Source organism: Microbacterium sp. Z6_144 (assembly GCF_057197625.1).
Window position 1 is genome coordinate 650,788 of the sequence record NZ_JBXVPT010000001.1, and the last position, 12,380, is coordinate 663,167.

Here is a 12,380-nt window from a genome sequence, read left to right on the forward strand (position 1 = left end):
GAGGTGTGCGGTGCCGTTGGATCCATTTTTCTCAGAGCGCTTGCGGGTGCACCGCCGCTACCTCCTCCGTCAGCGCGTCGATGCCCTCCGTCGCCGGGTGGCCGACCTGCTGCGACGGGTCCGGCCTCCGGCGGACGTGCCGGCGACGGGCGCTGTGGCGCCCAGGGACCGCCCGCGCGCTGATGCCCCGGACGCGGCACCCGCACGACCCGATGCCGGACGGGGGAGGGCGCGGCATCGTCGTGCGGCGCTGGCGTGGGATCGCAAGGAACTCGAGACGGTCGGAACGGCCGGTCCCGCGGTCCGAACGGCCGAGCATACGGTGCCTGTCCCCGGGTTCCCCTCGGTGCGCGTCCGCATCTACTACCCGACCGGCGCGGACACCACGGCGAGCGACGCGCGCGTCCCGGCATGGCTGACGTTCTTCGGCGGCGCCTTCCGCATCGGCGGCATCGACTATCCCACGACGGATGCCGCGAACCGACGTCGCGCGTCCGAGGCATCCGTCGCAATGGTGGCCGTCGACTATGCCCTCGCCCCCGAGCATCGCTTCCCGACCCAGATCGAACAGGCCTACGCGGCGCTCGAGTGGCTGTACGAGAACGCCCACGACCTCGGCATCGACCCCGATCGCATCGGCGTCGCCGGGGTGTCGGCGGGGGCGTCGCTCGCGGCGGCGCTGACGCTGGCCAATCGCGACCGCTCGGGTCTTCCCATCCGCCTGCAGGTGCTGGAGGTGCCGGTCGCCGACCTCACGGGGCGCCACATCGACCTGCGCGCGACCCGCGCACTCGGCATCCCCAGCTTCCTGGCCATGCGGGAACTCCGTTCCGTCGCGCGCACCTACCTGCCGCATTCATCCGATGCCCGCGATGCCCTCGCCTCACCCTTGCTCGCCGACTCGCATGCGGGCCTGCCCGAAGCGGCGATCTTCACCGCCGAGTACGACCCGCTTCGCGGCGACGGTGCAGCGTACGCGGCACGTCTCCGCGCCGACGGTGTCGAAGCCAGTGCGGTGCAGTACCTCGGAGTCACCCACGACGTCGCCATCTTCACCGGCGCGCTTCCTGCCGCGCGTCGCTGGCACCGCGACGTGGTGGCCGCGCTCGCGCGACTCCACGAGCCGGGACGCCGCTGACGCCGCTGATGCCTGGTCGCCAGCGATGTCAGCGGCCGCGCGACACGACGTCCACCTGGGTCTCGTCGTCCCCGCGACGCCGTACCCCGTTTACCCACGGACTCGTAAACATCCAGGGTTATCATCGCGGGCGCACGGGGCCCTGCTCACCGGGCAGCGGCACCGCGCAGAGAAGAAAACTCCTACTCATGAACCAGGATGAAGGAACGAGTCGATGACTGAAGCGAACCAAGAGTTCGATGGCAAGACCGTCGTCGTGACCGGCGGCACCATCGGAATCGGCCGGGCCGCCGTGAACGCTTTCGCGGCCGCAGGCGCCCGCGTGATCGCGGTCGGCCGTGACAGCGTGCGCGGTGCGGACATCGTCAGGGAGGCCTCCGGCGACGTCCGCTTCGTGGCAGCGGATCTGTCGAAGGTCGGGGAGACGCGCCGTCTCGCGGAAACCACAGGACCCGTCGATGTGCTCGTCACGAGCGCGGGGTACCATTCCCCGCCCGGAGCGGCCGCCGAGACCAGCGAGGCGGACTTCGCCCAGACCCTCGCCGTGAACGTCACCGCTCCCTTCTTCCTCTCCGCCGCCTACGCGCCGGCCATGGCCGAGCGCGGATCCGGGGCCATCGTGCACGTGTCCAGTGGGAACGCGACACGGGATCAGAAGGGATTCGCGGCATACAACGTGTCGAAGGCGGCACTGAATGCGGTGGTGCGTGCGTTCGCCAACGAGTGGGGCCCGTCGGGAGTGCGCGTGAACGCCGTCGCGCCCGGTCCGACTCGCACACCGTACGCGGAGCAGTTCGGTTCCGCGGTCGATGAGCTGATGGCCCGCACGCCACTCGGGCGTCCGGGGTCGGTGGAACAGGTCTCCGACGCGATCCTCTTCCTCGCGTCGGACCGCTCCAGCCACACCACGGGAGCCGTCCTGCCCGTCGACGGCGGTCAGTTGATCTTCATCTGATCGGTCGCCCACCTCCCGGGGTGCGACATCGACCTGCGCGCGACCCGCGCACTCGGCATCCCGGGTTTCCTCGCATGAGGGAGCTCCGTTCCGTCGCTCGCGCGACTCCACGAGCCGGGCATGGGACGGGCTGCGTCTTCGGCCCCCGCGGAGATCGATAACGTGAGGGAATGATCGCTTCCCCACTCCCGCCCGCGCACGCCGCGGATCGGTCATCGCGGCTCCCACGACGTGCGGGAGCGGCGGCGTGAGCGCCCTCGTTCTGGCCGGAGGCCGCGTCGTGGAGCCGGGCACCGGGTTCGACGGCACCGCGGACGTGCTCATCGAGAACGGCCGGATCACCGCGATCGGCCCGGATCTCAGACCCGCCGGTGCCCGGGTCGTGGACGTGTCCGGCAGGATCGTGGGACCGGGGTTCGTCGACTTGCACAGCCACGTGAACAGCGTCGCCGGGCAGCGGCTCCAGGCGATGGACGGCGTGACCACGGCCCTCGAGCTCGAGGCCGGGCTGCTGCCCGTGGAACGCGCGTACGCGCGCGCCGCGGAGGAGGGACGACCCATCAATTTCGGGTTCTCGGCGTCGTGGGCGATGGCGCGGGCGGAGGTCCTGTCGGGCCGTGTCGCCGACGCGGACTTCATCGGAGGGCTCGCGATGCTGGGGGATCCGGCCTGGCAGCAGGACTCCACGCCCGCCCAGCTGACCGCGTGGCTGTCACGACTCGAGGCGGAGCTGGCCGGCGGCGCCCTCGGCATCGGGATTCTGCAGGGGTACGCCCCGCGGACCGACCCCGCCGAATATCGCGCCGTCAGCGCGTTGGCCGCGAGGGCCGGTGCCCCCACGTTCACGCACGTGCGGGAGATCGTCGAGGCTGACCCGACGACGCCCATCGACGGCACCGTCGAGGCCGCGCAGATGGCCATGGAGTTCGGCGGTCAGGTGCATCACTGCCACGTCAACAGCACGTCACGCCGCCACATCGACCGCGTGCTCCGCACCATCGGCGATGCCCGGACAGGCGGGGCGACCATCACCGTGGAGGCCTACCCCTACGGCGCCGGGAGCACCGGGATCGGCGCCGCCTTCCTCGCGCCCGAGCGGCTGCCGGCGTGGGGCCTCACCCCGCAGAACCTCGTGATCGTCGCCACCGGCGAGCGGATCCGCGACGAAGCGCACCTCCGACACCTGCGCGCGATCGACCCGGGGGCCGCGTGCATCGTCGAGTTCCTGGACGAGAACAACCCCGCCGATCGGATGCTGCTCGAGCAGTCGCTCGCGTTTCCCGACAGCATCGTCGCCTCGGATGCGATGCATGTCACCTGGCCGGACGGTTCCACCGACACGCGCCAATGGCCGCTTCCCCCCGGGGGTATGACGCATCCGCGCACCTCCGGCACCTTCGCTCGGTCCCTCCGCACCATGGTGCGCGAACGCGGGGTGTGGACGTGGCTCGATGCGTTCCGCCGCTGCAGCTACCTGCCGGCGCGCGTCCTCGACCTCGTCGCCCCCTCGTTCCGGGCCAAGGGGCATCTCGGCGTGGGGGCCGATGCCGACATCGCGGTGATCGACCCAGAGCGCATCACCGACCAGGCGACGTACCTGGACTCCACGAGACCCTCCGTCGGCGTCCAGCACCTTCTCGTGCGGGGCGAATTCGTCGTCCGCGACGGTGACATCGTCCTCGACGCGTACCCCGGCCGCGGTCTTCGCGCCCAGCCGCGGTGAGTCACCGGCTCCGCGACCGCGCCGTCGGACTCAGCACCGGATGGGACACGATAGCGTAGCCGGATGCCCGAGATCCGCCGCTCCGTTGTCGCCGAGATCGACCCGACGACGCTCTACCGAATCATGTGGTTGCGCGTCAGCGTGTTCGTCGTCGAGCAGAAGGTCGCCTACCCCGAGATCGACGGCCGTGAGATCGAGCCCGGCGCGGAGCTCCTGTGGACCGAGGAGGGTGAGGCCGTGCTCGCCACCCTGCGGATCCTGCAGGATGACGGCGCTCTCCGCATCGGTCGCGTGGTCACGGCAGCCGCGGCACGCGGCCGCGGCTACGCCGCTGACCTCATGCGCGCGGCCATCGAGCGCTGCGAGCGGCGCGACCCCGGTGCGCCCATCAACCTCGACGCGCTGTTTCCGCTCGAGGGCTGGTACACGCGCTTCGGATTCGCGCGCTCGGGCGAGCCCTTCGAAGAAGACGGAGTCCTTCACATCCCGATGAGGCGGCCGTGACCCCGCTCCGCACCCATCGGCTGACCCTTCGCGACTGGACGACCGACCCCGACGATCTCGACTTCGTGCTCGACATGTATTCGCGCGGGGACGTGCAGCGCTACCTCGGGCGCTCGCCGCGCCTCATGGTCGACGTGGAGGAGGCCCGCGCGGCGGTGAGGCGGTGGACGGCGCTCGAGGACGGACCCCTCAGCGTCCGCGCGATCACCACGCACCAGGGCGAGAGGGTGGGCAGCCTGCTCCTGAAGCGCATCCCGTGGTCGGCGGATGCCGTGCCGCCCGGCACGCCCGAGGACATCGAGATCGGCTGGCACCTGCATCCGGGCGCGTGGGGCCACGGGTATGCGTCGGAGGCGGCCGCCGCCGTGCTGCAGGAGGCATGGGATGGCGGCATCCCGCGGGTGATCGCGGTGACGAACCCCTTGAACCTCCCCTCCCAGGCGGTCTGCCGGCGGATCGGGATGAGGGCTCGCGGCGCCACCGACCGGTATTACGGCACGACGTGCGAGCTGTTCGAGATCGCGTCGCCCCGACGGTGAATCCGACCGCCCGGTAGCGCGGTTCCTGGTCGGCGCACAACCCGCCGGTGACGGCGCCGCCGCCGCGGGAGGATGGGCCCATGGCCGAGATCCCCACGCTCTCCTTGAACGACGGCACCGCCTTCCCCGAGCTTGGACTCGGCACGTACCACCTGCGCGGGTCGGAAGGGGTGGAGGCGATGCTCGCGGCGCTGGACACCGGCTACCGTCTCCTCGACTCCGCGGTGAACTACCGGAACGAGACGGAAGTCGGCGAGGCGGTGCGGCGGAGCGCCGTCCCGCGGGACGAGATCCTCGTCACGACGAAGATCCCGGGCCGCGACCACGGGTACGCGGAGGCGACCGCCAGCGCGCGGCGCTCCCTCGAGACGCTGGGGCTCGACCGCATCGACCTGTACCTCATCCACTGGCCCAACCCGAGCGTGGACAAGTACGTCGACACGTGGCGGGCGATGATCGACCTGCGCGCGTTCGGGCTCGTCCGCTCGATCGGCGTCTCGAACTTCACCGAGCCGATGCTCCGGCGGCTCGTGGACGAGACCGGCGAGGTGCCCGCGGTCAACCAGGTGGAGCTGCATCCCTACTTCCCGCAGGACGATCTCCGTGCCGTGCACGCCGAGCTCGGTATCCGCACGGAGAGCTGGAGTCCGTTGGCCCGGCGGAGCGAGCTGCTGAGCGAATCGGTCGTGACGGAGATCGCCGCCATCCACGGGGTGACCCCCACCCAGGCGGTGCTGCGCTGGCACGTGCAGCTCGGCTCCACCCCGATCCCGAAGTCATCCGACCCCGCGCGGCAGCGGGAGAACGCCGACGTGTTCGGCTTCGAGCTCACCGCCGACGAGGTCGACGCGCTCTCGGCGCTCCGCCGCGGGCGCCTGTGGGATGCCGACCCCGACACGCACGAGGAGATGTGAGCGCGAGAAACGACAATCCCGGCGAGACGGCACGCGCCGCGCCCTTTCCCGTCCGGAACGTCGTTTCTCGCTAGCGGTGGACGGCCTCGGGGAGCACCGAGCCGGGCGGGCTGGGTTCCACCCGCGGAGTCGCAAGAATTGCCAGCAGCACGCCCGCCAGCGCGATCGCGCCGCCCAGCGCCTTCACGGGGTCGAGGGTCTCGCCCAGCAGCAGGGCCAACGCGTAACCGAAAGCGGGGATGGCGGCCGTGGCGACCCCCGACACCGTGGCCGGCACACGCTCGGCCCCGTAGTTGAAGAGCACGAGCGTCGGTGCGGTCACCACCAGCGCCAGCACCAGGATGCTGATCACCCCGCGCTCGTCCGCCGGCAGCGCGAGGGTGCCCGTCACCGCCTCCCACCCGAGCCAGGGGAGCATCAGCGCCGTGCCCCATACGCCGGTGGCGGTGGCGAGCGACAGCGCGTCCGGGGCATCCGCCCGGCCCCCGTCCCGGCGGAGCAGCACGGTGTAGATCGCGTAGGAGGCCAGTGCTCCCACGTTGAGCACCACGCCGAGGTCGAGACGGAACCCGGATGCGGCGACCAGCGCGACGCCGATGGTCGCGAGCGTCAACCCGGCGATGGTGCGGCCGGAGAGCCGCTCGCGGATGATGACGACCGCCGCGACCGCGGTGAGGACCGGCAGGAGCGAGACCACGAGCGCGGCCGTGCCGGGAGTCGTGAAGAGCAGGCCGATGTTGGCGAGCGCGTAGTACAGCGTCACGCCGGTCAACCCCAGAAGGATGGTGCGCGGCTGACGCAGCGTCCGCGCGAACGCCGGGCGGCGAAGGGCGAGCGGCACGAGGATGACCAGCGCCAGGCCGAAGCGGCTGACCGACAGGACAGCAGGCGAGGCGGTCTCCAGGACCCAGCCCGACAGGACGTAGGCGAACGACCACAGGATCACTGACACGCCGATCGCACTGATCGGCAGCCACCGGGCCACGGGCGGCGTCAGAGCTCGATGCCGCGGTCGTCGTCGTTCACGCCGGAATTGCGTCCCCGCCACGACTCGTACGCGATCAGCCAACCGATGGAGATGACCGCTCCCAGCACGATGCCCAGCCACACGTTCTGCAGCACGAGTCCGACCAGCACGCCCAGCACCAGGAGAAGCACGGTGCCGATGATCCACTGGGTGCGGCCGCGCGGCTAGCCGGTGCGGGGTTCGGACATACGCACAGCCTAGAGCCTGGGAGGACAGCTCCCAGAGCACACCGCCACCGCGCGCCCGTCGCTCAGGAAGAGGGCGCGATCGAGATCATCCAGGACACCCCGAAGCGGTCGGTCAGCATCCCGAAGCGCCCGCCCCACGGCGGCGCGTCCAGCGGCATCGTGACCGTGCCGTCCTCGGAGAGCGCGCTCCAGTACCGCTCGAGCGTCGCCTCGTCGTCGCCGCTGAGCGACACGGAGAACCCGGCGGGCGGGGAGTACGGCATGGTGCTCGGGGTGTCGGATGCCATGAGCATGAAGCCGTCGGGTGTCTCGAGTTGCGCGTGCATCACGAGATCGTTCTCCGCTGCATCCTGGCCCATGTCGTAGGACGCGAAGGTGTCGATCGTCAGCTCGCCGCCGAAGACCGCGTGGTAGAACTCCATCGCGCCGCGCGCGGAGTCTCGGAAGGACAGGTAGGGGTTGAGGGTCGTTGCCATGGCGACAGTGTCGTGCGGGGTGCCGACATTGCGGACAGCTGCGTCGCGGTCACCGGTCGCGGTGGTCTTCGGGATGCATGCGCGGCCCCCGGCGCGGCTCGATCACTCCGCTGGCGTAGATGAGGCGGATGACCCGTTGACGCTGACCCGCCCACGGGGCCAGCAACTCCAGCATCCCGTCGTCATCGACACGGGAGCCCGTCAGCGCGTAGCCGACGTGGTGCGCGAGATGGAAATCCCCGACGCTGACGGCGTCGGGGTCGCCGAACGCCCGGATGCGCGTCTCCGCGCTCGTCCAGACCCCCACCCCGCGGAGGCTCGTGAACACCCGGTCGCGTTCTTCGCCACCGGATGCGGCCGCCGCGGCCCGCGAGACCGCGTCGGCCCGTGCCGCGGCTTCGACGATGGTGCGCGACTGCGGCGGTTCGAGCCCGGCCCGGTGCCAGGCCCACGAGGGGACGCGACGCCAGCCGTCCGCGTCGGGCGGGGCGAACAGGGGCCGGGGGGTAGGGCCGGGGGCGCGCTCGCCGTACCACGTGACGATCCGCCGCCAGGCGGCGAACGCCTGGATGGCCGTGACCTTCTGTTCCATGATGGCGCTGGCCAGCGCGTCGAAGACGAGATCGGTGCGCCCGATGCGGAGACCCGGATTGCGCCGATGCACCTCGCCGAGGAATGGATGCTCGGAGCAGTCGAATCCGCCGGCGTCGTCGTGGGCGCCGCAGAGTGCCGGTAGTTGGGAGAGGGCCCACTCCGCCCCGGGCCCCCACGCGGCGCCGCGGACGATCCCGCCCGGTCCTTCGCGCAGGGCGAGGGTGGCCGCCCCCTCCGGTGTGCGGCTGGCCCGCCAGATGACGCCGCCGGCCGTGACCATCGTCGGGTCACCCGGGCCATGGCGCTGGGCGAGCACGGCGCGCGGAAGATCGAGCGGATGCGCCGGACGGTAGACGGTCTCGAGAGGCCGGGGGTGCACCGGGCGGGGATCACGGGCCGTCCGGGTCTGCGTATCGCGCACGCGCACGCCGATCGGCCTCATGCCCGCCACCTTACGTCCTCCCGGTGACACGCCGCCTGAGCGCGACGCCGCGGATGGTGCGGGGACAGCATCCGCCGGCTCAGCGGAATCCAGGCGGCCGATCCTGTCCCCTGAAGGTGGAGCGGGAGCTCAGACGCGGTCGGGGGAGGGGGTGCCGTGGCCGAAGCGGATCACGACGTCGGCGTGCCGATCGAACCGGTATCCCGCGCCGCGAACCGTCCGGACGATGTCCTCGTAACGGCCGAGCTTGGCGCGAAGGCGGCGGACGTGCACATCGATGGTCCGCTCGCCCGGGGTCTCGTCATCCGACGCGCCCTGCCACAGTGACCCGACCAGTTCGCTGCGGTCGATCGTGCGGCCCTCCCGCAGCACGAGGTACTGCAGCAGCTCGAACTCCTTGAACGTGAAGGCGGCGGATTCTCCGTCGATGAGGACGCGCTTGCGGGAGATGTCGACGACCACGCCGCCGGCCAGGCCCTCGGCGTCGTCGGGCTCGTTCTTGGTGCGGGCCACGGCCGAGGGCTCATGCAGGGCGAGGCGAACGACATCCACATCCCGACCGCCGGACCCGGTGGGGGCGAGGGCGACGGTGGCGTACGTCTGAGCGCTGGGCGCGAGGTCGGCGAGGGTGCGGCGCAGGGCGTCCACGAGAGCACCGAGGCTCACGCCGTCGGCGGCCGCCTTGACCTCGTCGATGCCGACATAGAGGGCGAAGCCGCGGGGCGCGGTACCCGGCGGGAGGTGTCGGGCCGGCGATGCGGGGGCTGCCGGCGCAACGGGGGAGGGGGCGGCGTCGGGGGAGGTCACGGCGCGAAGGTGGCGGACGGCGGTGGGGCGGTCGAGAAGGGCAGTGGTCGACATGATGATGGGTGTCCTAAGAAGGGGGAACCTGCGCTCGAACGAACAGCCGGTTCGGGTACGAGAGGGAGGGCCGCGATGGCCAGGGAGGAGGCGTCCGGGTACGCGTGATCGACGCGACATCCGGTGCGCTCGTGGACGATCTGCTCGGCATTCAGAAGCGCGAGCCGGCGTCCGGCGGAGTCACCGAGTCAGCGACACATTCGACACGAACCAACGCGGCCGGCCATCATCATGCCGGCAGTCCCGTTCGCCTCCCAGGCGGACAGAGAACGCGCGTTGTCAGTCATGGGGCCGATTATGTCGGAATGCGTCACCGCGCGTCAAATGTGCCGGCCGCCGCGACGCGTTTGTTTCACTTCATGACGGGCGCCACAGGAGCTTCCAGGAGTCCTCCCGCAGATATGTTGCGCAGTCCGGCAAATCTCTTGTGCCGCAGGAGGCGATGACCTAACGTATCTGTCGAAGCGCTTCCCGTAAGCGCTTCGACACCAGGTAAGTGCGGCCTCGGTCGCGGACGATGGAGTCGCAATGGCGAAGATCGACGAAGTGGCCAAGGCCGCCGGCGTGTCGATCAGCACCGTCTCCTATGCGCTCAGTGGCAAGCGGCCCGTCGCCAAAGACACCCGCGAACGCATCGAGCGAGCCGTCCGCGAACTGGGCTACAGCCCCAACGCGGGCGCGCGGATGCTGGCGGGCGATCGCACCCATATCTTCGCCCTCACCGAGCCGCTTCGGCCGGACACGCACGCGCCGACGCACATGGCGTTCGTGCTGGCGGCGACCATCGCCGCGCGGCGGCAGGATTACGACATCCTGCTCCTCACCGACGAAGAGGCACAGGCGGGCATGAGTCGGGTCGCAGCGTCCGGCCTGGTCGACGGCATCATCGTGCTGGATGTCGCGCCCGACGACCCGCGCGTCGCCCTCGCGCGCGCCATCGACACCCCGTCCATCTTCATCGGCGTTCCCGACGATCACGAGGGCTTGGTCTGCGTGGACCTGGACTTCGAACGAGCTGCTGCCATGGCGGTCGACGCCCTCCTGGACTCGGGCCACGAGCGCATCGCCCTGATCGGTCAGACCGACATCGCCTACCGCACGTCGAACTTCCCCCCGCGGGTGCGCAATCGCGCGGCGGAGCGGGCAGCCGAGCGTGGCGTCGAGCTGGCATTCCGGGCTTCGGGGGCGGTGATGGCCGACCCGCTCGCAACGCGGCGCGCCGTTGCCGAGCTGCTCGAATCAGGTGTCACCGGGATCATGCTGCACTGCGCGCAGGAAGCGCACACGGCAGCGCTCGAGGAGCTCATCGCATCCGGCGCCTCCCTTCCGGGCACCGTCTCGGTCGTTGCGGTGGGAGCGACCTTCGACACCGCGGCGATGCCGACACCCGTCGACACGATCCCGCTCATCCCGCAGGCCTCCTGCGACCTTGCTGTCCAGCTGGCCGTCCGTTCGCTCGGGCCCGATCGCCCGGCGCCCGGGTTGCACCTCATCCCCCCGACGTACCTCGCGCGCGGTACGGTCGCGCGCTCTGCCGTCTCCTCTCCCTCCTGACAGTCCCGTCCCGTCCATCCGCATGCCCATTGTCGAAGCGCTTCGACAACTCGTTCCGCCCGGTTCCACCCTCACAAGAAGTCTCAGGCAAGTCCCCCAGAAAGGAGTGCCGACGATGGCACGAATCACCGGAAACACACGGCGCCGCACCGCTGCCGCCCTGGCCACTGCGGCGGTCGCCGCGCTCGCTCTCAGCTCCTGCTCCGGCGGGGGCGGTGAGGGTGCCGGCGACGACACCCTCACCCTGTGGCACTACGAGGGCGACAACAGCGCCATGGGCATCGCCTGGGCGGAGGCGATCGAGGTCTTCGAAGAGGAGACGGGCGCAACGGTCGAGTTCGAGGAGCGCAGCTTCGAGCAGATCCGCTCCACTGCGAGCCAGGTGCTCAACTCCGACGAAGCACCCGACCTGATGGAGTTCAACAAGGGCAACGCGACCGCGGGCTTCCTTGCGAGCCAGGGGCTGATCGCCGACATCAGCGACGCGGTCGAGGAGTACGGCTGGGACGGCCAGCTGGCCTCGGCGCTGCAGACCACGGCGCGGTACGACGAGGACGGCGTCATGGGTTCGGGCGCCTGGTACGGCGTACCCAACTACGGCGAGTTCGTCACGGTCTACTACAACAAGGATGCCTTCGCCGCCGCCGGGCTCGAGGTGCCGACGACCTACGACGAGTTCATCGCCGTGCTCGACGCCTTCCAGGCGCAGGGGATCACGCCGCTCGCCGAGGCAGGCCTGGAGTACCCGCTCGGTCAGCTCTGGTACCAGCTCGCGCTGAGCCAGGCCGACCGGCAGTGGGTCAGCGACTACCAGCTGTACGAGAACCCGGTCGACTGGACCGGAGACGAGGTCAGCTACGCCACCGAGACGATCCTCGAGTACGCCGACAGGGGCTACTTCTCCCCGGACGTCACGGGTCAGAAGGCCGAGGACGCGGGTCTGTCGTTCATCAACGGCACCGCACCGATCTTCGTGTCCGGCAGCTGGTGGTACGGACGCTTCGTCGACGAGATCGACGGGTTCGATTTCGGCCTGTTCCCCTTCCCTGACAGCGACCTGAGCCTCGGATCCTCGGGCAACCTCTGGGTGGTCCCCGAACGGGCGGAGAACAAGGAACTCGCGTACGAGTTCATCGACATCACCATGCGCCCCGAGATCCAGGCGCTCATCGGCAACAACGGCGGTCTGCCCGTCGCCGCGGATGAGGCGGACATCACCGACCCGAAGAGCCTCGAGCTCATCCAGGCCTTCAACGCCGTCAACGAGCAGGACGGGCTGTCGTTCTACCCGGACTGGCCCACGCCGACGTTCTACGACACCCTCGTCGCCGAGCTCCAGGAACTGGTGAACGGCACCAAGACGGCCGCAGAGGTTCAAGAGGCCCTCGGCGCGGAGTACGACTCCTACGTCGACGACTTCCGCTGATCGACCCGGGTGGCCCGCCGTGCGGCGGGCCACCCGCAT

General features: G+C 70.5%; 13 protein-coding genes. 8 read left to right on the forward strand and 5 right to left on the reverse strand.

Going from position 1 to position 12,380, the window contains the following annotated elements:
- Positions 1-322 precede the first annotated feature (322 nt).
- From AC2DGY_RS03170 to AC2DGY_RS03195, 6 genes are all read left to right on the forward strand, one after another.
- Positions 323-1,138 (forward strand): alpha/beta hydrolase, encoded by an 816-nt coding sequence (locus AC2DGY_RS03170; protein WP_484508251.1) that lies wholly within the window; start codon positions 323-325, stop codon positions 1,136-1,138.
- Positions 1,139-1,352: 214 nt separating this feature from the next.
- Positions 1,353-2,093, forward strand: coding sequence for an SDR family NAD(P)-dependent oxidoreductase (locus AC2DGY_RS03175; RefSeq protein WP_484508252.1), 741 nt, complete (start codon positions 1,353-1,355; stop codon positions 2,091-2,093).
- A gap of 247 nt (positions 2,094-2,340) precedes the next feature.
- The gene (locus AC2DGY_RS03180; protein WP_484508253.1) at positions 2,341-3,816 is read left to right on the forward strand and encodes an amidohydrolase family protein; all 1,476 of its coding nucleotides are present in this window, start codon (positions 2,341-2,343) and stop codon (positions 3,814-3,816) included.
- Positions 3,817-3,879: 63 nt separating this feature from the next.
- The gene (locus AC2DGY_RS03185; RefSeq protein WP_484508254.1) at positions 3,880-4,320 is read left to right on the forward strand and encodes a GNAT family N-acetyltransferase; all 441 of its coding nucleotides are present in this window, start codon (positions 3,880-3,882) and stop codon (positions 4,318-4,320) included.
- Entirely contained in the window at positions 4,317-4,859 is a 543-nt protein-coding gene (locus tag AC2DGY_RS03190; RefSeq protein WP_484508255.1) for a GNAT family N-acetyltransferase, read from the forward strand. The genes AC2DGY_RS03185 and AC2DGY_RS03190 overlap by 4 nt, the downstream gene beginning before the upstream one ends.
- Positions 4,860-4,939: 80 nt before the next feature.
- Positions 4,940-5,773 carry an aldo/keto reductase gene (locus tag AC2DGY_RS03195; protein ID WP_484508256.1) on the forward strand — a complete coding sequence of 278 codons (834 nt, stop codon included), beginning with the start codon at positions 4,940-4,942 and terminating at the stop codon, positions 5,771-5,773.
- 70 nt (positions 5,774-5,843) lie between these two features.
- Here AC2DGY_RS03195 and AC2DGY_RS03200 read toward each other — a convergent pair whose 3' ends face one another.
- The 5 genes from AC2DGY_RS03200 to AC2DGY_RS03220 form a co-directional block, all read right to left on the reverse strand.
- Positions 5,844-6,725, reverse strand: coding sequence for a DMT family transporter (locus tag AC2DGY_RS03200; RefSeq protein ID WP_484508257.1), 882 nt, complete (start codon positions 6,723-6,725; stop codon positions 5,844-5,846).
- A gap of 41 nt (positions 6,726-6,766) precedes the next feature.
- Complete coding sequence (locus AC2DGY_RS03205) at positions 6,767-6,931, reverse strand: hypothetical protein (protein WP_484508258.1); 165 nt, start codon at positions 6,929-6,931, stop codon at positions 6,767-6,769.
- Between the two features lie 119 nt (positions 6,932-7,050).
- On the reverse strand, positions 7,051-7,464 hold the full coding sequence (locus tag AC2DGY_RS03210; RefSeq protein ID WP_484508259.1) for a VOC family protein: 414 nt from the start codon (positions 7,462-7,464) through the stop codon (positions 7,051-7,053).
- 49 nt (positions 7,465-7,513) lie between these two features.
- The gene (locus AC2DGY_RS03215; RefSeq protein ID WP_484508260.1) at positions 7,514-8,500 is read right to left on the reverse strand and encodes a DNA-3-methyladenine glycosylase family protein; all 987 of its coding nucleotides are present in this window, start codon (positions 8,498-8,500) and stop codon (positions 7,514-7,516) included.
- 129 nt (positions 8,501-8,629) lie between these two features.
- Complete coding sequence (locus tag AC2DGY_RS03220) at positions 8,630-9,361, reverse strand: winged helix-turn-helix domain-containing protein (protein ID WP_484508261.1); 732 nt, start codon at positions 9,359-9,361, stop codon at positions 8,630-8,632.
- A gap of 528 nt (positions 9,362-9,889) precedes the next feature.
- On the opposite strand from AC2DGY_RS03220, the gene AC2DGY_RS03225 reads away from it, so the two are divergent.
- Together AC2DGY_RS03225 and AC2DGY_RS03230 are read left to right on the forward strand one after the other, a co-directional pair.
- The gene (locus AC2DGY_RS03225; protein ID WP_484508262.1) at positions 9,890-10,915 is read left to right on the forward strand and encodes a LacI family DNA-binding transcriptional regulator; all 1,026 of its coding nucleotides are present in this window, start codon (positions 9,890-9,892) and stop codon (positions 10,913-10,915) included.
- A gap of 115 nt (positions 10,916-11,030) precedes the next feature.
- On the forward strand, positions 11,031-12,341 hold the full coding sequence (locus AC2DGY_RS03230) for an ABC transporter substrate-binding protein (RefSeq protein WP_484508263.1): 1,311 nt from the start codon (positions 11,031-11,033) through the stop codon (positions 12,339-12,341).
- The last annotated feature ends 39 nt before the right edge of the window (positions 12,342-12,380 follow it).